Source organism: Pantoea trifolii, from assembly GCF_024506435.1.
In the GTDB taxonomy this organism is placed as follows: Bacteria; Pseudomonadota; Gammaproteobacteria; order Enterobacterales; family Enterobacteriaceae; genus Pantoea; species Pantoea trifolii.
The window spans coordinates 419,483-439,862 of sequence record NZ_JANIET010000001.1 but is presented as its reverse complement, the minus strand read 5'-3'; the positions used below and the strand labels follow the sequence as shown (position 1 = coordinate 439,862).

The following is a 20,380-nucleotide window of genomic DNA, read 5'->3' as shown; positions in this document are numbered from 1 at the left end:
CTTACGTCCTCTCCCCGCGAATATCCACTGACGGGAACGGATAACGTTCACCGCGTTCCACCCAATCCATAAAGTCAGCGCGTGCGCCTGGGAAGCCAATCAGCTTCCAGCCCACCATGCCCTGGTTGCCGCCGTGGATGGGATCGCTGAAATAACCCTCGCGGGTGTTTTGCAGCAGGAAGGAGAAGAAGGTTTTCGCTGGCAGCTGCGGGAACTCAGCGGTACCGCTTTCAAACGCGGTCAGCAGCGCATCTTGCTGCTCGCCCGTGAGCTCAGCAAACACTTTGCCATGCTGCTTTTTGCTCCAGCCATCGGCATCGGCGAGGCCGAGACGGTAGATCTGCTGCGGTACCAGCGGCAGCTGATAACCCAACTCTTTCGGCAGATCGGGATTGAACGGGCCTTGCATATACCAGTTGTTACCGGTGGCATACGGCGTGTTCATTTGACGATCGATAAACTCCGGCACGCCAGCTTCAAGTGCGCCAGGACCGCGTTCATCGTCGGGAATCAGGCGCGCCACGGCCGCGGTGATAAAGGCAAACTCTTCGGCGGTGAACCAGGTGGGCTGGTAGCTTCGCGCCTGTTGTGGTGATGCGTTTTGTTCTGCTGCCCCAGCGGCCATCGGTGCCACCAGTGCGCCCATCGCCGTACTGCCCACCGCCATTGCCGGCGCCAGGGTGATGGTTCTCAGCAGAAAATCCCTGCGAGTGTGACCATTTTTTTGTTCTGACATGACATTGCCTCAGTACCACATATAATGCGGCATGAATGTTAAGTAGTTGCGTTGTATTGTTTTTTTATTGATAGCTTAAGGGATACAGCAGCACTGTTACCGGTAACAGTGCAAATATTGTAACACCATTGCTGTGGATAATTTAGTTCTTAGAAACAAATTCGCACTAATTACTTAACAATTGCCGCTGTCGCTTTACATCGCAGCGGCGAAGCTGTCATCGTCAGATACAACCGACAACAGACAGATAGAGGTCTGAAGCGGTATAAAAGAGTACACACAACAGCGGAGTGCCTATGTTTAAGTCCTTTTTTCCGCGGCCAACGCTGTTTTTCAGCTCAGCTGCGATTTGGAGTTTAGTAGCAATTTTTGCCTGGTTCGGCTTTTTCAGTGATTTCCCGGCGCGCTGGCCTGCGCTCCAGGCGGCGATGCACGAACCTTTGCCAACCAATGCCAGCCGTTTTATTCATATCAGCCAACTGTGGTTTTACGCCTATTACTGGATTGTTGCCGGCATCTTCGCGCTCACCTGGCGTGTGATTGATAACCATCCGTGGCAGCGCTGGTCGGTTTGGGGATCGATTCTGATCATCTTTGTCACCTGGTTTGGTGTGCAGGTCGGCGTGGGCGTCAACGCCTGGTATGGCCCGTTCTACGACATGATTCAACAGGCACTGACCAAAGCCGGTTCCGTCGCCATCCACCAGTTCTATGTGCAAGTGCTGGCGTTTCTCGGTATCGCGCTGATCGCGGTGGTGATTGGCGTGATGAACTCGTTCTTCGTCAGCCATTGGGTGTTCCGCTGGCGTACTGCGATGAACAATTACTACATGCACAACTGGCAGCGTCTGCGTCTGGTTGAGGGTGCGGCACAGCGTGTGCAGGAAGACACCATGCGCTTCGCGGGTACGTTGCAGGATTGGGGCATCAATTTTATTCAGGCGATTATGACGCTGGTGGCGTTTCTGCCGGTGCTGGTCACGCTGTCGCACCATGTGAAAGAGGTGCCGATTCTCGGCAGCATTCCGTATGCATTGGTGATTGCCGCGCTGCTGTGGTCGCTGTTTGGTACCGCGCTGCTGGCGTTGGTGGGGATTAAACTGCCGGGGCTGGAGTTCCGTAATCAGCGGGTGGAAGCGGCCTATCGTAAAGAGCTGGTGTACGGCGAAGACGATCCCGAACGCGCTTCACCGCCGACGGTGCATGAGCTGTTTAGCCGCGTGCGTCAGAACTATTTCCGCCTCTATTTCCACTATTTGTACTTCAACATCACGCGCATTATGTATCTGCAGGTGGATAACGTTTTCGGGCTGTTTGTGCTGTTCCCGTCGATTGTGGCGGGCACCATTACGCTGGGCCTGTTGAACCAGATTACCAACGTGTTTGATCAGGTGCGTTCGTCGTTCCAGTATTTGATCACCTCGTGGTCAACGTTGATTACGTTGATGTCGATCTACAAACGTCTGCGCAGTTTCGAGCAGATTTTGCAGGATATTCCACACGAAGAGATGATGCGCGAAGCCGCGGAGTAAGGTGGTAGTGCGGTGCGGTCTGGCGCCCTCACCCCGGCCCTCTCCCACGGGGAGAGGGAGACGCTGCCAAATGTTAAATATGTGCTCGGTCAGTCCCCTCTCCCGCTTGCGGGAGAGGGTTAGGGTGAGGGGCCAGGCGCACTCTGTTTAACCCGCCAACACCGCAAACACCTGCTCAATCGCATACGCGCCCGGATCTTTCACCCCATCCAGACTCTGCTGATTCAGATACGCGGAACGCCCCGCTTTGGCGCTCTGCATCTGCGCGGTGGCGTCGGCGCCTTTCTGCGCCGCTTGTGCCGCTGCTGACAGCGACTCGCCTGCCACTAACGCTTCCAGCGCCGGTTGCAGCGCATCCACTAAAGTGCGATGACCTGGCTGCGCGCCGCCGTAATGCTTCATGCGTTCCAGCCCGTGCATCAGCGCCTGCGGCAGCGCGCTGCCCTCTTCCAGCTGCTGACCGGCGCTGGTGAACAGAATCGACATCAATACGCCGCTCGATCCGCCCATCACCGTGGCCAGCTGCTCGCCAATCAGCGCCAGCAAGGTTGGCAGCTCATCCAGCGGCAGCTGTTTTTCCTGCAAACCGCGCTGAATTTTCTTCGCCCCGGCGGCAAAGGTTGAACCGGTATCGCCATCGCCCACTTTGGCATCCAGCGCGTTCAGCTCGCTTTCCAGATCGATCAGCGTCTGCGTGACGCTTGCGACAATCTTCGCCACCTCAGCATTCTCAGAGGCATCAAAATCCAGCACGCTGCCGATCTTCTCAGCACGTTGCAGGCTGATCGGTGCAAAGTCGTATACCGGCACCCAACCCAGCACCTGAACCGGCGCTTTTAACGCTTCCAGGAACGGCTCTTCCAGCGCCAGCAGCGTCAGTGAGAAACCCTTCATATCCAGCGCACTCACCAGCGTTGCCGGACCCAGCAAATGCGTGATGCGCGCCGCCAGCGGCGATTGCAACACTTCACGCGTCAGCAGCGCCAGCTCCAGCTGCGAGAAGCCGCCGAGATTGTTGATCAGCATCAGCGCCTGCTTGCCGTCCGGCAGCGCCTGCGCCAGTTTATCGGTCATGATGCTGGTGATGTTGCGGCTGTCTTGCGTATCCAACGTGATGACGCCCGGCTCGCCGTGAATGCCCATGCCGAGCTCGCTGTGACCAGGCTCGACGCGTTCATCACGTTTTTCGCCCGGCACATGGCAAGTGGCAAAAGCCAAACCGATGGACGATGTGGCATCAATCGCCCGCTGCGCCAGCGCTTTCACCTCATCCAGCGATTGTCCCTGCTCTGCCGCAAAGCCCGCGATTTTGTGCACCAGCACGGTGCCCGCGATACCGCGCGGCTGCGGGTTTTCTGGCAGCGCGATATCATCCTGCACCATCACCAGCTCAACCTTGTAGCCGAGGTTTTTGGCTTTCTCCGCCGCCAGACCAAAGTTGAGGCGATCGCCGGTATAGTTCTTCACAATCAGCAGGCAACCGGCATCGCCGGTGACGTTAACGATGGCGTTCAGCACCGCATCGACACTCGGCGACGCAAAGATATCGCCGCACACCGCCGCCGTCAGCATGCCTTTGCCGACAAACCCGGCATGCGCCGGTTCATGTCCGGAGCCGCCGCCGGAGATCAGCGCCACTTTGCTTTTATCCCAGTCCGAGCGCACCACCACGCGAATCTCATCACCGAGATCGAGGCGACTGAGGTTATGCCACGGCGTGCTCAGCAAAACCCCTTCGATGGCTTCGTTAACCAGATCGTTTTTCTCATGCATAAAAAACTGGCTCATTGCATCCTCTCCATTGGTGTTGTTGCTCTACAAGGTAGCGTATGTGTGGCGATAAAAACGGCGCAGAGGGCAGAAATGCAAAAGGCGGCATAAGCCGCCTCTCAGTTTCAGAAAACTACCGATCAGAGTTCGATGCGCAAAACGCTATCGGGATTTTTAGGTGGCTCTTTGCGTGAACCCGGCTGCTTGATGCTGACAAACAGGGTTTTACCATCGGCGGAAACCGCCAGGCTGTTTGGCAGGCCCGGCGCTTTCACCGTGCGTTTCACTTTGTAGTTGCTGGCGTCGATGATGCTGATTTCGCCCGCTTTGCGGTGCGTAACGTACAGCTCATCACGATCGGCATTGAACAGCACCGCCAGCGATTCCGGCACATCGATCTTGTGGATCACCTGCTGCGTACGGGTATCCAGCACCAGCACCTGCGACTGTTTTGAGTCGCTGAGGAAGGCGCGATGGCCTTGAGTATCCAGCGAGATATTCAGGAAAAAGTGATCTTTATCGCCATCGATTTTCTGGCGCTTTTCAATCGCATTCAGGCGCGTGTTAATGGTCACCAGTTCGCCGTCGGAGTTGGTGACATACAGTTTTTGCGCCGCTGAATCGATGGCCAAACCGGTGCCCATTTTGCCGGTGTTCGGCACGGTGCTGATCAGTTTCAGGGTTTTGCCATCCACCACCCACACCACGCTCTGCTCACCGAGGCCGGTGATGTAAACGCGATCGGTTGCTGGATCGACGGCCAGCTGACGCGGCTGCAGCGGACGCACGGTTTCGCTGCGCTGACGGCCATCCAGCACCAGCGTGTTGATCACTTTGCCGCTGGTGGCATCCACTGCGGTCAGTGAACCGTCACGCGTGTTACCGAAGTACAGGGTGTTGGTTTTCTGGTTAATCGCCGCGCCAAAGGTCGGCAGATCGGTATTGATGGTTTGCTTCACCGCCAGATCCTGCGGATCGAGACGATAAACGGTGCCGCCTTTTTTGTCGGTTGTGCTCTGCGCGGTGGCGAGGAACAGCGCGTTATCGCTGTTGCTGAATGCCAGTTCGTAAGCGCCTTTTGAGATCACCTGATTCAGCGGCTGAGATTCTGCCGCCATCACCGCAGAGGTCGAGAACAGCGCCGTTGCCAGCAGCAGTGGACGCAGCGCCCACGATTTTTTATTCGCCTTCATAACTTCTCCATAGCAAAAACACCGCCTGATGGCAGTGAAGTGAAAGCTCGACATTACAACCAATATTTAAAAAGACAGCCCGAGGCGAGCCGACGAAGGGTGCTACTTTTTGAGAATAGTAATCATTTCGAAGGGAAAGTGACAGGATTTTATCAGGTTACCAACGCCGCCAGGGCGCCCGAAGGCACCCTGTCAGCACAGAACGTTAACGCAACTTATTTGGTCAGTTCGGCAGTCATGTGCACACCGTTGTTGAAATTGGCTTCGGTCACTTTATAGGAAGCACCAGCTTCGTGCGCCTGAGCAGCGATTTGCGCTTCTGCACCATCCAGCGTTGAAGCGGTTGCAGTGATGCTTTGCGCAAAGCTAGCGAATGGCAGAACGGTCAGAGCGATAACAGCAGCAAAAGTTTTGATAGATTTCATGGTCAATTCCTTAATGTATGTTTGATTGAGTAAGGCGTCATCGCCTTGTTGAGAGATATAATAGGCGCAGAATCGATCAGTAAAAAGCGGAGAGATTTGCCGTTGTTGTTCGAATATTTTGAATCTAAAAAGCACATTTGGGTTAACCTTTGTGCAAAGGGTTAAAAATCTGACATTTAATTAAAAGGCAGGATTTATGGCTGTGATAGGTAAGGTTTCGTAGGGTCGCCATTTATGGCGACCTTTGATTCATGCGGTTGATGGCAAGGTCGCCATGAATGGCGACCCTACGGGTTAACCGTGGTGGCGGACGCGGGTGAAGATGGTGATGGCGGCGAGCAGCATCAGCACGCCGCTGGCGAGGAACACGCCGCCTGCGCCTTGCAGATCAAACATCCAGCCACCGGCGGCGGCACCGGCGGTGATTGCCAGCTGGATGGTGGCGACCAGCAAACCGCCGCCCGATTCGGCATCGTCCGGCACCGCGCGGGAAATCCACGTTGACCAGCCGGTTGGCATCGAACCAAACGCCAGTCCCCACAGCGCCACGCCCGCCGCGACCAGCCATGACACCTCGCCGAAGCTCACCAGCAGCAGCGCGGTCACGCTCATCACCAACGCCATCGCGGTTAACGTCAGCGATACGCTGCGCGTCACCAGATAACCGGCCAGCGAAGTACCGAAGAAGTTCGCCACGCCAAACGCCAGTAGCACCAGCGACAGCTGATTGACGTTGAGCTGCGCGCTGCCTTCGAGGAACGGACGCAGGTAAGTAAAGAAGGCGAAGTGGCCGGTGAACATCATGATCACCGCCAGCATGCCCCAGCGCATCACGCTTTTACGCAGCAGATCCAACACGCCACCGCTGCGCGCTTTATTAATCGGCGGCATCGCGGGCAAGGTGAAGAACTGCCACAGCAGCGCCAGCACGCCCAGCGCGGCGGTCAGCATAAAGATGTTACGCCAGCCAATAATGCCGCCCAGATAGCTGCCGAGCGGCGCAGCAATAATGGTCGCCAGCGAAATACCGCTGAACACGATGGACAGCGCGCGCGGCACCTGATCGCTCGGCACCAGACGCATGGTAATGGCCGTGGAGAGCGTCCAGAAGCCGCCAATCGCCACGCCCAGCAGCACGCGGGCCAGCAGAATCATCGGCAGATTCTCAGCAAAGGCCACCAGCAGTGCGGAGGCAATCAGCAGCAGCGTAAAGGCCAGCATCACCACACGACGGTCAAGCTGACGCGTCACGTTGCCGATCACCAGACTGGTGAGTAGCGCCACCAGCGCCGTCACGGTAACGGTTTGTCCCGCTTGCCCTTCGCTGATGTGCAGCGTGTCAGCAATCGGCGTCAGTAAACTGACCGGCAGAAATTCTGCTGTAATCAGGCCGAACACGCCAAAGGCCATGGCAAACACGGCGCCCCACGCCGGTTTATCCACTTCTAATGGTGTTTCGATAACGTCAGTATCCAGGCTCATCTGTGATCCCCATCACAAAATATTTAGCGTTAAGCATAGTGACGGATCACCAGACGATCTATGATGCAGAAACTTTGTTTTTTGATTATTCGTCTGAGATTACCATGAGCCGCTATGAAGACCTGACCAGTGAATTGCTGATGGGCATGCGCCTGTACGGCGTCAAATACCAGCGAATCGCGCTGCATGCGCCCTTTGGCCTGCAATATGAGGACGCGCCAGGCAAGGCGCAGCTGCACTTTGTTGGGCGCGGATCGTTACTGATCCGCTCGGCATCGGGCGTGATCTATCCGCTGCAGGCGGGCGATGCGTTGCTGATCCCGCACGGCAAACCACATGCGTTGATTTCCAGCGAAGAGGCAATCTGTGAACCCATTTCGACTTTTAACAGTCGCCCAATTTGCGACAGCGTCTGTGCCATCGGCGACGGCGTAGACGTCTGCCCGGATGACAGCGATGTGATTCTGTTCAGCGCCTGCATGGCGTTTGAGCTTGGCGGCATGCAGCCGCTGGTCCATACCATGCCGGATGTGATGCTGGTGAGTACGCTGCTGGCGCAGTACCCGGAAATCCAGCCGATTCTCGATGCGATGGAGCGCGAAACGCGGCAGCGCAAAGCCGGATTCGCCGGGATTCTGTCGCGGTTAGCAGATGTAGTGGCGGCGCAGATTGTGCGCGGCTGGGTGGAGAACGGCTGTGGCAAAGGCAGCGGATTGGTGCAGGCGCTGCGCGATCCGCGTCTCAGCCTGGCGATGGCGGCGATGCATCGTGAACCTGGTGAAAACTGGACGGTGGAACGGCTGGCGCGGGAATCCGGCAGCTCGCGTTCGGTGTTTGCTGCTCGTTTTCAGAGCGCAACCGGCATGACGCCGCTGCGCTATCTCACTGAGCTGCGTATGCGATTGGCGGTGGAACGTATCGTGCATGAAGGCGAAGCGGTGGAAAGCGTCGCCTTCCACCTCGGTTACGGTTCGCTGGCGGCATTTAGCCGCGCATTTAAACGCATTGTCGGTACGCCGCCCGGCGCACTGCGCGCCGAACGGGAAATGCGTTAACGAAACACGCTGATCGCTTCCACCAGACGATTGGCCTGGTGCTTCATGCGTCCGGACGCTTCAGCGCCTTCTGCCACGCGTGCAGCGTTTTGATGGGTGATATCGTCGAGATCTTCCACCGCCGTGCTGACCTGCGTTAGCGCGATGGCCTGCTCGGCAGTTGCGCCGCTGATCTGCGCGATCAACGCGGTGACATTCTGCACCTGATCAACAATCTCCTGCATGGTGTGCCCGGCCGCATCGGCGTGATCGCTACCGGACTGCACGCGGCTGGCGCTGGTTTCCACCAGATTTTTAATTTCGCTGGCGGCTTTGGCGCTGCGCTGCGCGAGGCTGCGCACTTCACCGGCCACCACCGCGAATCCTTTTCCCTGCTCGCCGGCGCGCGCCGCTTCCACTGCCGCATTCAGCGCCAGAATATTGGTCTGGAAGGCGATGCCGTCAATCACGCTGGTGATATTGGCGATACGTTTCGAGCTGTCGGCGATTTCCGCCATCATCCCCACCATCTCCTGCATCACCTTGCCACCTTTGATCGCCGCATGACTGGTATTTTCCGATAAGCCATTCACCTCTTTGGCGGTATCGGTGTTGCTCTTCACCGTGGCGGTCATTTCGTTCATGGTGGCAGCGGTTTGCTGCACGTTAGCGGCAGCTTGTTCGGTGCGGCGGCTGAGTTCGTCATTGCTGCGCGCGATGGCATCGCTGGCACTGAGCACGTTAATTGCCTGACCGCTAACATCATCCACCAGCCAGCGGAACATCAGGCCGAGCTGGCCGATGGCGCGCAGCGTGACGCCAATCTCATCGACGCGATCGATCTGTTCCACTTTATGGCTGGCGCCGGTCGCCACGCTTAATGCCTGACGGCACATGCGTTCCATTGGACGTGAAATTTGCTGCTCCAGCCACAGGCTCGCCAGCAGCAACAGGCCCGCCATGCCGCCAGCAAAGCAGCCTATCGCCAGCGGTGTCACATCAAGCAGCCAAACACCCAGCACGGAAAGCGGCAGTAGCGTGAATAAAGTGGAGCGAATGCGCCAGCGCAGCGGCAGGGTTTTCAGGATCGAGCCAAGGGCACGCCAGCCGGTGCCAACGATCAATCCTTTATGGAAACGACGTCCATTGGCGCGCCCTTCGCGGAAGTCGCGGTACAGCGTTTCGGTGTGACGCACCTCTTCCGCTGACGGCTTGGTGCGCACCGACATAAAGCCCTGCACTTTGCCCTCGCGCACCACCGGAATGGCGTTAGCGCGCACCCAATAGTGATCGCCATTCTTACGCCGATTCTTAACCAGCGCCGTCCACGGCTCGCCCTGCTTGAGCGTCGCCCACATATCAGCAAAGGCTTCCGGTGGCATATCCGGATGGCGCACCATGTTATGCGGCTGGCCATTCACCTCTTCCGGGCTGAAGCCGCTGACGTCAATAAAGGCGTCGTTGGCGTAGGTGATATAGCTGTTGAGATCGGTGGTCGACATCAAAGTGGCGTCATCCTCAAACGCGAATTCGCGCTGAGTGACGGGCTGGTTATTACGCATGTGTGTGTCCTTGCAAAACGCAGGCGAAAAGAAAAATCTATTATGCTTTTTTATCTTTTCGGCAGCGCACGGCTTGAGCTTTAGCGCCAGTTTCACATTCAGGGCAATAAAAAAGCCGCTTTGCAGCGGCTTTCACACTTTGGTTACTGATGTCATCTATTAACCTGGTTTTACAGTAAACCAAATCAATCTTTTAATTTAAAACGCACCTGCAGCGCAAAGGGCGCAGGGAAATCAGAATTGCCAGCGAACCCCCACGTTATACCGCCACCCTTTAGCACCGTTGCCCGCAATCTCTTTGCGATAATCCGCCTCGGCGTACAGCGATACATCCTTCTGCAAGGTGGCAGTGCCGCCGGCGCCCACTTCCCACATTTGGCCAAACTTCCCGCTGCTGAAGGTGGCGCCAAACGCCGGATTATCCACCGAAGACACCGACGTATCCGCCGAGCCGCCCCAACCTTTGTAGTAGTTAGCGCGCAGATAAGGCGTGTATTGGCGATTGCTGTCGTCGGTCCACGTGCGATCGAGGCGCGCGCCCAAACGGCCAATGGTTTGGTTGTAATCGCCGTAACGTACCTTGTTGCCGTCTTTATCGGTGAAGTCGTCCATATTCAGCTTCATATACATCAGCTGCGCCTGCGGCTCCAGCTTGTAGCCATCGCCCAACTCAAACGGATAGCCGCTCTCCAGCGATGCCGTCCAGCCATTACCTTTCAGCTTCGCCACCTCTTGCGTGCGGGCAATGTCGGTTTCGCCGCGATGCCAGTCAAACGACAGCACACCATCCAGGTAGAAACCGCTTTGACGCTGCCAGGTGCCATAAAACGCCAGGCTGTCGCTGTCGAACGTGGTGCTGCTGTAGCCGTCGGCCGCATGTGGACGAATACGCGTATTACCGCGCGTGTAGGCTAAGCCGCCGCGCAGGCTATCCTGCTCGCCATCCAGACGCAGCAGATTGCCGCCCACCTGTACCGCGCTGTAATCGAGATCAAAGTCATAACCAAAGTCGCGGAAACTCTTATCGCTCTTGTACTTCAGGTTCGAGCCGATGTAGCGCAGGAACATCTCGCCGCCGTTGCCCTGCGGACGCGTCTGCTCGTGGCGCAGTTCGCCGAGGCGTTTATGCAAATCGTCGATAATCGCCGAGGTGTAATAGGCTAAACCGACCGGCGCTGAGACATAAGATGGCACCTGCGGCACCACCGCTGGGCGCGAATCGTAGCTTTGCGGCGTACCAAAGGCATCAGTGATGAAGGTCGGCTGGCAGCTGTTGCTATCTTCACACACGTAGTAGTTCGCCAGACGGTAATCCCAATAGTTATTGCCGCTGCCGCTGACTAAGCGTTGATTGGGATCGCTACTGCCCGGTGCGAAGGTGTAGAGGCGATATTGCCACGGCCCGGCGCCTAGATAGCCATCTTTCAGCGCGAAGCTGTTAGCGCTGGCATTACCGCCGACCTGTGCCAGCGAGATCCCTTCGTTGCCCTCCACGCCACCATTTTGATTGAGATCGGTCAGTGCGCCAGTGCTGGCATCGGCAAGCTCCACATTCACCAGCGTGGTACCGCTGGCATTGCCGGTGACATTGAGATGGTCGGTGAACTGGTTGCTCAGCGCACCGCCCTCATTCAGATTGGTGACCAGATTGAGCTGGCCGCCGCTTGATGCCAGTGAGCCCGCAATATCCAGCGTGTTGCCCGGCGAACCCGCGCCGTTGGTGAGATCCAGCGTACCGGCGTTGTTCACCACCAGCGAATCCGCCGTTCCACCCGACAGCGTTGGATGCACGTTATCGCCGGCAAACAGCGTAGAGTCAGCATCCACGTTGATAGTGCTGTGCGCCAGTTGCAGGTTATCGGTCAAAGTCCATTGGGTGTTGGCGAAGTTGATGGTGCTCCAGCCGCTGCCGAGGTTGACCCCTTTGCTGAGATCGTCGGCGCTGAAGCTACCGCCGCGTGAATCGATCTGGTTGAAGGTTAAGGTGTTACCGGTGCCGGTGCCGCTGGTGAGATGGTAGGTGGTGCCGAGATCGACATTGCTCACTTCAGCGGTGTTGTTGTTGTCATTGCCCATGGTCAGGCTGCCGTTGAGCGTACCGCCCGTCCAGCGGAACCGATCCGATCCGCCGCCTGGGTTGATATCGCCCTGCACTGCGCCTTCCGTCAGCAGGATTTCGTCATCGGCGTTGCTGCCCGCCACCGCCACGGTTTGTGGATTGGCGGTGATGATGCTGCCGAGGTTTTCGAAGATGGTTTTACCACCACGCAGATCCACCACCGGCGCCGTCAGGCTGTTGGAGGTGAAGTTGCCGGTATTGACGATGGTGCCCGCGGTGCTGGACACCAGCGCCGATCCACCCGCCGCATTATCAATATTCACATTAGCGGCGGTGGTGACGTTGCCCGTGGTGTTGGCGCGAATACCGGTGCCGCCCGCGCCGGTAACATTGAACTGATAGCCCGAACCCAGCGTAAGATCGCCGCCGGTGGTCGAGCCATCGGCGTTGGCGATGTTCAAACCGGTACCGCTGCCGTTCACGTTGGTGGTCACGGTTGAAGCCGGATCGAACGGTACGGCGGTGCGAATGCCGTTGCCGTCGCCGACGTTAATGGTGAGATTGCGCAGGCCGACGTTGCTCAGTTCGGCGCGGTTTTCGATGCCGTTGCCGCTGCCCAGCACGTTAACCGTGGCATCGCTGGCGCTGAGTGCGGTCGCGCCGCTATCCAGCAAGATGCCGTGCGCATTGCCGCGCGTGGTGATCACCGTGTCGCTACCGGTTAAAGCCAGCTGCGCGCCATCGCTGATGCGCACGCCCGCCGTACCGTTATCGACATTAATGGTGCCGCCTTTCGCCAGCGTGCTGCCGCTGCCGGAGACATCCAGCCCGGTGCCGTTGGCCACGTTGACCACGCCGTTGTTGGTCAGCGTACTGCCAGCGCGCGAACGAATACCGATGTTGTTGCTGCCGGTGAGATTCACATTGCCGTTGTTGACCAACTCAGCGCCGTTGGTGACGTCAAAGCCAATCGCACCATTGCCCGCGCCGCTGACGTTGCCGTTGCTGGTGACGCGGGTAGCCGCTGACGTGCCATCCAGCGCGTTACTCAGATCGGTACGCAGATTGTTGACCAGCACGCCGACCGCGTTGCTGCCGCTGAGATTAATGCTGCTGCCGCTGTCCAGCGTGGCGCTCGCGCCGCCTTCTGCGCGGATTGCCGTGCTACCCTGGCCGCTGGCGGTGAAGTTGGCGTTGCGGCTATTCAGGCTGCTGCCGCTGCCAGAGATGATCGCGCCGGTGCTGTTACTGGCGCTGGAGGTAAGGGTTGTTGGAGAGGCGAAACTTAGCGCTGCGCCGTCATCAATGCGATAACCGGTTGAGCCGCTGGTGTTAACGTCCAAGGCGTTGGTGGCGGAGCTGATGCGCGATCCGCTGCCCGCCGCGTGATAGGCGATCTGGTCGCTGTTGTTGAATACCGGCGCTGAACCAGCAGCGATATTCACCAGCGCGCCGTTGAGCGCTTCCGCCCCGATTGCGCCGGTGCCGTTCAAATTCAACGTCCCACCATTCAGGTTCGCTACCGCACGATTGCCGCTGGCGCTAACGCCGCGACTGCGGTTGGTGGTGCTGCCGCCGTTAACGTTGATGGTGCCGGTATTATTGGCGGTGGTGGCAAAGGTACTGCTGCCACTGTTCACTGCGATGCCGGTGCCGCCATCGTTGATATTGATGTTGCCGCTGTTGGTGCCGGTTGCACCGCTTTCGACGCGGATGCCGGTTGAATTGGCGCCGGTGAAAGTGATATCGCCAGTGTTGGTCAGCTGCGCGCGATTACGCGCCACATAGCCGGTCAATCCACTCTGCGCAGCATTTAAAGACGCCGCAGAGTTCAGGCTGGTGCTGGTCACCGGCGAGCCGCTGTTTCTGCCGAAGATATCGTGTTTTTGTCCGTCAACGATCGCGCCAATCGCGTTGCTGCCGGTGAGGTTCATGGTGGTTGCCGCGTTAATCACGCCATTTGCGCCCCCTTCCACCGTGATGCCATTGGCGCCGCTGCCGCTGACGTTGATCACCGCCGCACCACTGTTGACATCGGTGCCCGCGCCGCTGCCGAGCACCGCTGTTGAACCTGCTCCGGAAGCGGTGAGCGACAAGGCGTTGCCGTTAAAGTCTGCGCCCTGCTCAACGCGGAACAGCGTGGAGTTCTGCGTGGTGACATCAAACGGATTATTGCCCAGCACGTTGATCAGCGCATTGGGGCCGTAGGCGAAGAAGGCAATCTGGTTGGTGCCATTGGAGAAAGTCGGTACGGCAGCCGGATCCACCGTAACCGTGGAATTACCGCGCGCATGCACGCCAATCGCGCCATTGCCGCTAAGGTTAATCGGGCCATCGACGGTGGCCTGCGCCGTGCCCGTTCCTTGCCCTTCCACCCACACGCCGTAGTTGCGCGTGCCGCTGGCCGGATCGGCACCGCCCGCCACGTTAATGGTGCCGGTTGAGGTGGCACTCGCGGTGTTGCCATTGGTGGCCAGCACTTTCAGGCCGGTGCCGTTCACGCCATTCAGATTGATGGTGCCGGCGTTATTGATGTTGCCCGCACTGTTAGTCACCAGCATGCCGACGTTTTCGCGCGGTATGGTGGCAGCCGCGCCGTTCACATTGATGGTGCCGTTATTAATCATGGTGGCGTTATTAGCACCTGTCGCCGACATCCCCGCTGCGTTTTGCGTTTTCGTCCCAATGGTAATGCTGCCCTCGTTGACCGCGTTGCCGTTGGCGACCAAGGCGATACCGCTGGTGAGCCCGCTCTGGTTCATCGCGGTATCCGCCGTCGCCTCACCCAGGCTGTTTTGCGGGCCGCGACCAATGTAGATATTGCCGCTGGCGTTATTGGTAAAGCTTGAAGTGGCATCGGTCAGCAATACGCCGGATGCGGTGCCGCGCGCACTGGAACCGTTAACGCCGACGTTGATATTGCCGCTGTTATTGGCGCTGGAAGACACACCCAGATTGATGCCCGCCACGCCATACTGCGAATTGCTGCCGGTGGTGGCGAAATTGAGGATGCCGTTGTTGTTGAAGGTACTGCCAGTTTGCACGGCTACGCCGTTGGCACCGTAGCCGGTCGAACCAATGCCGGTGCCATCCTGACGGTTGAGAAATCCGCCGTTAATCACACCATTGTTAATCCCGCTGCTGTTGTCGGTCAGCACCAGCGCCGTGCCGTTATTGGTGATGCTGCCTCGGCTCGCCAGCTTGCCATCAATCACCGCCTGCGCACCGTTCGAAGCTTTAATCGCTCCGCCGGTTGCGCCCACCACTTCCAGCGTTTTACCCGCCGCCAGATTCACTTTCGCCCCCGCGCCATTGGCATTAATCACAATGCGATTTTGTATCGGTTGCGTGACTTCATCGGGTGGCGTGGCGCTGACGTTGTAGACGATGTTGGCATTGGTGAAGGTGACAGCTTTGTTGAATTCGGTGAGATAGCGCGTTTTATCGAGGTTGCCTGACTGAAGTTGGCTGATCAGCCAGTTATTGTAGCTTTGCAGTTGGCTGGCGTTAGTGACGCTAAAACTGGTGCTGTTGCCATCCAGCGTCTGCACGCTGAAGGCCCCGTTATAGGTGGCGAGATTTTGCACCTGATAGCTGCTGGTGGCCGAGCCTGCGCCGTCTGGCGTAGCGGTTGAGCCGAAGAAGCTAATGCGGTTGTTGCTGTTCCAGTTTACCGTGCCGGTGCCGCTCACATCAAAAAGCGCTGTCTGCTTGGCTGCCATGGTCCAGCTGTTGGTGCTGGCGCTGCTGAGCGCATTGGCCTGGCCGATATTCACGTCCAGCGTGCCACCTGTCACATCGGCAATACGCGCGTCGATATATTGGCCATTATTGACGTTTTGCACATCCGGCACGCTGGTGGCGCTGGTGACGGGCGCTAATGCGACAAGACTCGCAGAGTTGTAAACCTGGAACGTGCTGTTGGTGCCGGTGGCTGCATCGGGCGTGGTGATGGCAAAGTTTTGCGGGCCGGGATCAAGGCGATCCTGATTGAGATACTGTGCGCCTGAGGTAATTGCAACTTGTCCAAGCGTGGTGGTGACTGCGCCATCTGTTCCTGCCGTGAACGCCTGATTTCCGGTAAGGGTTTCATTGCCGCTGCTGACGGTAATTTTACCTATTTGGTTGTCATTATTTTGTGGTGTGTAAGTCCCTAATGTAACAGCCTGACTTTGCATGGCTGGATAAACCAGCAATTGCGCCGCCAACATTCCTAATGCGATAGGATTTAATGTAAACCTCATACTTCCTCCAATGGGCGTGCAGCGTCCGCGCTGTTATTGCAACAGCGTTAAATTCATCGCGAGGGGATAAAGCGGCAGGTGAATACCAACCCCGTGTAGCAATCTAATTTGAGAACAACTGTGTGAAGAAATACGGTGCAGCAATAAAAGGGATGGCGTTGTTGTTATAGATTAATTGGCTTTAGGTATAGACATTTTTGCTTGCCGATGCAAAAAGCAATTTCGGGCAACTAATTGTGAAATCGGACAAATGGTTGCGATGTGCATTAAATATTTAAAACTTAATAATACCAATATAAATTTAAGTTCTGGTTATCTATCTCCTTAATAAATCCTTTATTTTTTACTGACACTTAACTTACAGATGGCACTTAATGGATTAATGGGGCAGTGCCAGAGTGAGCGAGACGAGAGAATCTTAAAGCGTGATCGAAATCACGTTTATACCAGGTCGCCATGAATGGCGACCTGGTCGATATCCGCATTTTACTCAACTCAAATCCACATCGCGGGTGCCGCCCCACCAGGTAAAGGCAAACCCGCCAATCCACGCCACAATCAGACCGGCGAGATACACCGCCATTCCGGCAAAAATGCCCTGCGATGACGTCATTAGTGGCAGCGTGACTAAACCGGAAGGGCCAAACACGGTGTTCATACCCACCGGTAATCCCAGCCACGCCACCAGCCCGATAAAGAAGCCGCCCAGCGCGCCGCCAAAACAAGCGGTAATAAACGGCTTCAGGCGCGGCAGCGTCACACCATAAATCAGCGGTTCACCGACACCAAGCAGCCCCGGCACAATCGCACCTTTGATCTGTTTACGCAGCTGCGAGTGTTTATCCGCTTTGCACCACAATGCCAGCGAGGCGCCCACCTGCCCCGCGCCAGCCATCGCCAGAATGGGAAAAAGCGAGTTAAAGCCCTGGGTTTCCATCAGCGCGAAATAGACGGGAATAAAGCCCTGATGAATGCCAAACATCACCGCGATCAAAAACAGTCCGGCCAAAATAGCGCAACCAAATGGATTGTTATTGAGATGAATAAACAACCATGACATGCCTTTAAACAGTTCACCGCCGATCGGCATAATCACCAGGAAAGTCACCGCACCGGTAATTAATAACGTCAGCAACGACGTCAGGATCATATCGAGATTATCGGGAATGATTTTTCGCAGCTGTTTCTCAATCCAGGCACCAAATATCGCCGCCAGCAGCACGCCTATAATATTGCCGCGTGGATCAATTACCATACCAAAGAAATCCTGCATCCCGCTGTAATAGCCAACTTTGGCGTCAGGCACATAACCGAGCACAAACAGCGAGGCGATAATGGCGCCGTTGACGCCGGTCCCACCAAAGGCTTTCTGCGCGTTGTAGCCGATCAAAATACTCAGGAAGGTAAACAGCCCTTTGCCGAACACCTTCATGTACGCCACGGTATCCAGCAGCCAGCGTGCATGATCGCCCGGCTGATTGAGGTGAAAGATCTGCTCGATCAGCGTGGCGAAACCCAGCAGTAAACCGGCACCGATAAAACCGGGGATCAGCGGCGTAAAAATGGTGGCAAAGCAGGAGAGAAAACGGTGCAGCGCGCTGGTCTGTTTCGCCTTCATCTGCTGCTTTTGCGCGCTGGCGATGGCCTGCAGATCGCCTGGCGCTTGTTGATTGAGCAGCGCCTGCATCTTCTCCGCTGCGGTTTGTGCTTTGCCGGGGCCGAGCACAATCTGCAACTGCGCATCGCTGTCGATCACGCCCAGCACGCCCGGCAGCGTTTTGAGTGTGGTGCTGTCCACTCGCGTGGCATCGTTAAGCGTCAGACGCAGACGCGTCATGCAGTTGCCGCACTGCTGCACGTTGCTGGCGCCGCCCACCGCCTGCAGAATGTCGCGCACCAGACCTTCAGTAATGGCCGCCATCATTGCGCTCCTGCGTCACGTAACGCGTTGCGAATAAAGCCCTGATTCTGACTTAACAGCGATTTCGCTTCAGCGGCCGTTAATCCCGCCAGCACCATGACAATCGCGGTTTTACAGTGTCCCTGACACGCCGCCAGCGCCTGCTGCGCGGTGGCATCGTCACAGTCAGTGGCTTGTTTGACGATGTTCACCTGGCGCTGCACCAGCTTCTGATTAGTGGCTTCGACATCAACCATCAGATTGCCGTACACCTTGCCACTGCGAATCATCGCGCCGGTGGTGAGCATATTGAGCACCAGCTTCTGCGCCGTTCCGGCCTTCATGCGCGATGAACCGGTAACCACTTCCGGGCCAACCACCGGCGTTAGCGCCACATCCGCGGCCTGCGACATCGGGCTGTTGGGATTGCAGGTTAACGCCGCAGTAAATGCGCTCTGCTGACGCGCATACGCCAGCGCGCCCAGCACATACGGCGTGCGGCCGCTGGCGGCAATGCCGACCAGCACATCATTAGCATTGAACTGGATATCCCGCAGATCCTGCGCGCCCTGCTCAACATTGTCTTCGGCGTTTTCTACCGCCTGCAGAATCGCGGTGTGGCCGCCGGCAATCAGCCCGACCACCTGGCTGCGCGGCGTGCCAAAGGTCGGCGGACATTCGCTGGCATCCAGAATCCCCAGACGACCCGACGTGCCCGCGCCGCAATAGATCAGGCGACCGCCTTTGCTGAAGGCTTGGGTAATGCCATCCACCACCTGCGCAATCTGCGGCACGATGGCTTCTACCGCCAGCGCCACTTTTTTGTCTTCATCATTAATCACCCGCAGCATGGCTTCGGTGGACAGCTCATCGATGTTCTGACTGGCGGGATTACGACCTTCGGTGATCATTTGGCTGAGATCGATCTGCATGCGACACTCCTGTGAGAGAATAATTTATTCGTAAAACTATATATCACACAGAATTGTTAATTCCTCTGCTGCGTGTGATTTTTTTGCTTTTGCCACAGCAGGCATAAAAAAACCCGCCGAAGCGGGTTTGATTGCGAATAGGGTGCGCGTTTAGGCGCACCTGGAACATTAACTGGCGCTTTGGGTGCGCAGCTGCTGCTCGTAGGCGGCGGCTTGTTTGGTGTCGAACTGGTCTTCCCAGCGCGCAATCACCAGCACCGCCAGCGCGTTCCCGATCACGTTCAGCGCGGTACGCGCCATGTCCATGATGCGATCCACACCGGCGATAAACGCCAGACCTTCCAGCGGAATGCCCACGCTGCCCAGCGTTGCCAGCAGCACCACGAAGGAGACGCCCGGTACGCCAGCGATACCTTTCGAGGTCACCATCAGCGTCAGTACCAGAATAATCTCGTCGGTCAGCGACAGGTCGATGCCATACAGCTGGGCGATAAAGATCGCCGCGATGCTCTGGTACAGGGTTGAACCGTCGAGATTGAACGAGTAACCGGTTGGCACCACGAAGCTGGTGATGGCTTTCGGCGCACCGTAGGCTTCCATCTTCTGCATGATGCGCGGCAGCACGGTTTCTGAGCTGGAGGTGGAATAGGCAAGAATTAGCTCGTCTTTCAGAATGCGCATCAGCGTAGTAATGCGTAACTTACAGAAGCGCGCCACCGTGCCGAGCACCACGAAAGCAAAGAACAGAATCGCTACGTACACCAGCAGCACCAGCTTGGCGAGCGGATAGAGCGAAGCAAAACCGAAGTTCGCAATGGTGACCGCAATCAGTGCAAACACGCCGACTGGCGCGTAACGCATGATCATGTGCGTCACTTTAAACATGGTTTCGGAAATCGAACGGAATACCGTGACCAGCGGATCGCGATGTTCCGATGGCAACGCCGACAAGCCCATCCCAAACAGCACCGAGAAGAAGATAATCGGCAGCATGTCGCCCTTCACCAGCGAGGCGAAGATGTTCTGCGGGATCAGCGACAGAATGGTGGTGACCAGACCGTGCGGTGCGCCCTGAACGGCTTCGGTTGTGGCTTCGTATTTAGAGATGTCCACCGTTGCCAGCGTTGACATATCAATGCCGCTGCCGGGTTGGAATACGTTGGCCAGCGTGATGCCGACCACAATGGCAAGGGTGGTGATCACTTCAAAATAGATAATGGTTTTGACACCAATACGTCCGAGCTTTTTCGCATCACCCACGCCAGCAATGCCGACAATCAGTGAGGAGATAACAATCGGTACCACAATCATCTTGATCAGATGAATAAAGATGTCACCCGCTGGCGTCAGAATGTTAGTGATTAACCATTCACGATCGTCGGGCTGATTATGCAGCACGGTTCCCACAATCACGCCCAAAATCAGCGCGACGAGGATTTGCCATGCAAGGGTGAACTTAAAACCTTTCATAACGCGTTATTTCCTCAGTTAAAAACCCCTTTGCTCTGCTG

12 protein-coding genes are annotated in these 20,380 nt (G+C 57.0%); 2 read left to right on the top strand and 10 right to left on the bottom strand.

Annotated features, from left to right (window positions below; translation table 11 throughout):
* Position 1: 1 nt before the first annotated feature.
* On the bottom strand, positions 2-736 hold the full coding sequence (locus NQH49_RS01930; protein ID WP_256698178.1) for a gluconate 2-dehydrogenase subunit 3 family protein: 735 nt from the start codon (positions 734-736) through the stop codon (positions 2-4).
* A gap of 296 nt (positions 737-1,032) precedes the next feature.
* Between NQH49_RS01930 and sbmA the strand changes: the two genes are divergently transcribed.
* Positions 1,033-2,268 carry a peptide antibiotic transporter SbmA gene (gene sbmA, locus NQH49_RS01925; RefSeq protein WP_008105623.1) on the top strand — a complete coding sequence of 412 codons (1,236 nt, stop codon included), beginning with the start codon at positions 1,033-1,035 and terminating at the stop codon, positions 2,266-2,268.
* 147 nt (positions 2,269-2,415) lie between these two features.
* On the opposite strand, the gene NQH49_RS01920 is transcribed toward sbmA, so the two are convergent.
* The 4 genes from NQH49_RS01920 to NQH49_RS01905 all read right to left on the bottom strand — a co-directional run bounded on the left by NQH49_RS01920 (position 2,416) and on the right by NQH49_RS01905 (position 7,138).
* On the bottom strand, positions 2,416-4,056 hold the full coding sequence (locus tag NQH49_RS01920) for a dihydroxyacetone kinase subunit DhaK (RefSeq protein ID WP_256698177.1): 1,641 nt from the start codon (positions 4,054-4,056) through the stop codon (positions 2,416-2,418).
* A gap of 122 nt (positions 4,057-4,178) precedes the next feature.
* A complete protein-coding gene (yncE, locus tag NQH49_RS01915) occupies positions 4,179-5,231 on the bottom strand; it encodes a 7-bladed beta-propeller protein YncE (protein WP_008105626.1) in 1,053 nt (350 codons plus the stop codon).
* A gap of 215 nt (positions 5,232-5,446) precedes the next feature.
* Complete coding sequence (locus tag NQH49_RS01910; RefSeq protein WP_008105630.1) at positions 5,447-5,656, bottom strand: YdgH/BhsA/McbA family protein; 210 nt, start codon at positions 5,654-5,656, stop codon at positions 5,447-5,449.
* Between the two features lie 294 nt (positions 5,657-5,950).
* A complete protein-coding gene (locus NQH49_RS01905; RefSeq protein WP_256698176.1) occupies positions 5,951-7,138 on the bottom strand; it encodes an MFS transporter in 1,188 nt (395 codons plus the stop codon).
* 104 nt (positions 7,139-7,242) lie between these two features.
* Here NQH49_RS01905 and NQH49_RS01900 point away from each other — a divergent pair, with 104 nt between their 5' ends.
* Entirely contained in the window at positions 7,243-8,193 is a 951-nt protein-coding gene (locus NQH49_RS01900; RefSeq protein ID WP_008105638.1) for an AraC family transcriptional regulator, read from the top strand.
* Here the strand turns inward: NQH49_RS01900 and NQH49_RS01895 are convergent.
* The 5 genes from NQH49_RS01895 to gltP form a co-directional block, all read right to left on the bottom strand.
* Entirely contained in the window at positions 8,190-9,734 is a 1,545-nt protein-coding gene (locus NQH49_RS01895) for a methyl-accepting chemotaxis protein (protein WP_256698175.1), read from the bottom strand. The genes NQH49_RS01900 and NQH49_RS01895 overlap by 4 nt on opposite strands.
* 234 nt (positions 9,735-9,968) lie before the next feature.
* Positions 9,969-16,037: an autotransporter outer membrane beta-barrel domain-containing protein gene (locus NQH49_RS01890; RefSeq protein WP_256698174.1), complete on the bottom strand. Its 6,069-nt coding sequence runs from the start codon at positions 16,035-16,037 to the stop codon at positions 9,969-9,971.
* 490 nt (positions 16,038-16,527) lie between these two features.
* The gene (gene murP / locus NQH49_RS01885) at positions 16,528-17,958 is read right to left on the bottom strand and encodes a PTS N-acetylmuramic acid transporter subunit IIBC (protein WP_256698470.1); all 1,431 of its coding nucleotides are present in this window, start codon (positions 17,956-17,958) and stop codon (positions 16,528-16,530) included.
* Positions 17,958-18,869, bottom strand: coding sequence for an N-acetylmuramic acid 6-phosphate etherase (gene murQ / locus NQH49_RS01880; RefSeq protein ID WP_256698173.1), 912 nt, complete (start codon positions 18,867-18,869; stop codon positions 17,958-17,960). Before murQ ends, murP begins: the two co-directional genes overlap by 1 nt.
* Before the next feature lie 168 nt (positions 18,870-19,037).
* Complete coding sequence (gltP, locus tag NQH49_RS01875; protein WP_007888562.1) at positions 19,038-20,339, bottom strand: glutamate/aspartate:proton symporter GltP; 1,302 nt, start codon at positions 20,337-20,339, stop codon at positions 19,038-19,040.
* Between the last annotated feature and the right edge of the window lie 41 nt (positions 20,340-20,380).

What these genes read in the sequence shown, in the direction of transcription:
- NQH49_RS01930 (WP_256698178.1), bottom strand. Translation starts at nt 736, where the DNA reads ATGTCAGAACAAAAAAATGGTCACACTCGCAGGGATTTTCTGCTGAGA.
- NQH49_RS01905 (WP_256698176.1), bottom strand. Translation starts at nt 7,138, where the DNA reads ATGAGCCTGGATACTGACGTTATCGAAACACCATTAGAAGTGGATAAA.
- NQH49_RS01910 (WP_008105630.1), bottom strand. Translation starts at nt 5,656, where the DNA reads ATGAAATCTATCAAAACTTTTGCTGCTGTTATCGCTCTGACCGTTCTG.
- yncE (WP_008105626.1), bottom strand. Translation starts at nt 5,231, where the DNA reads ATGAAGGCGAATAAAAAATCGTGGGCGCTGCGTCCACTGCTGCTGGCA.
- gltP (WP_007888562.1), bottom strand. Translation starts at nt 20,339, where the DNA reads ATGAAAGGTTTTAAGTTCACCCTTGCATGGCAAATCCTCGTCGCGCTG.
- NQH49_RS01895 (WP_256698175.1), bottom strand. Translation starts at nt 9,734, where the DNA reads ATGCGTAATAACCAGCCCGTCACTCAGCGCGAATTCGCGTTTGAGGAT.
- NQH49_RS01900 (WP_008105638.1), top strand. Translation starts at nt 7,243, where the DNA reads ATGAGCCGCTATGAAGACCTGACCAGTGAATTGCTGATGGGCATGCGC.
- murQ (WP_256698173.1), bottom strand. Translation starts at nt 18,869, where the DNA reads ATGCAGATCGATCTCAGCCAAATGATCACCGAAGGTCGTAATCCCGCC.
- NQH49_RS01890 (WP_256698174.1), bottom strand. Translation starts at nt 16,037, where the DNA reads ATGAGGTTTACATTAAATCCTATCGCATTAGGAATGTTGGCGGCGCAA.
- sbmA (WP_008105623.1), top strand. Translation starts at nt 1,033, where the DNA reads ATGTTTAAGTCCTTTTTTCCGCGGCCAACGCTGTTTTTCAGCTCAGCT.
- murP (WP_256698470.1), bottom strand. Translation starts at nt 17,958, where the DNA reads ATGGCGGCCATTACTGAAGGTCTGGTGCGCGACATTCTGCAGGCGGTG.
- NQH49_RS01920 (WP_256698177.1), bottom strand. Translation starts at nt 4,056, where the DNA reads ATGAGCCAGTTTTTTATGCATGAGAAAAACGATCTGGTTAACGAAGCC.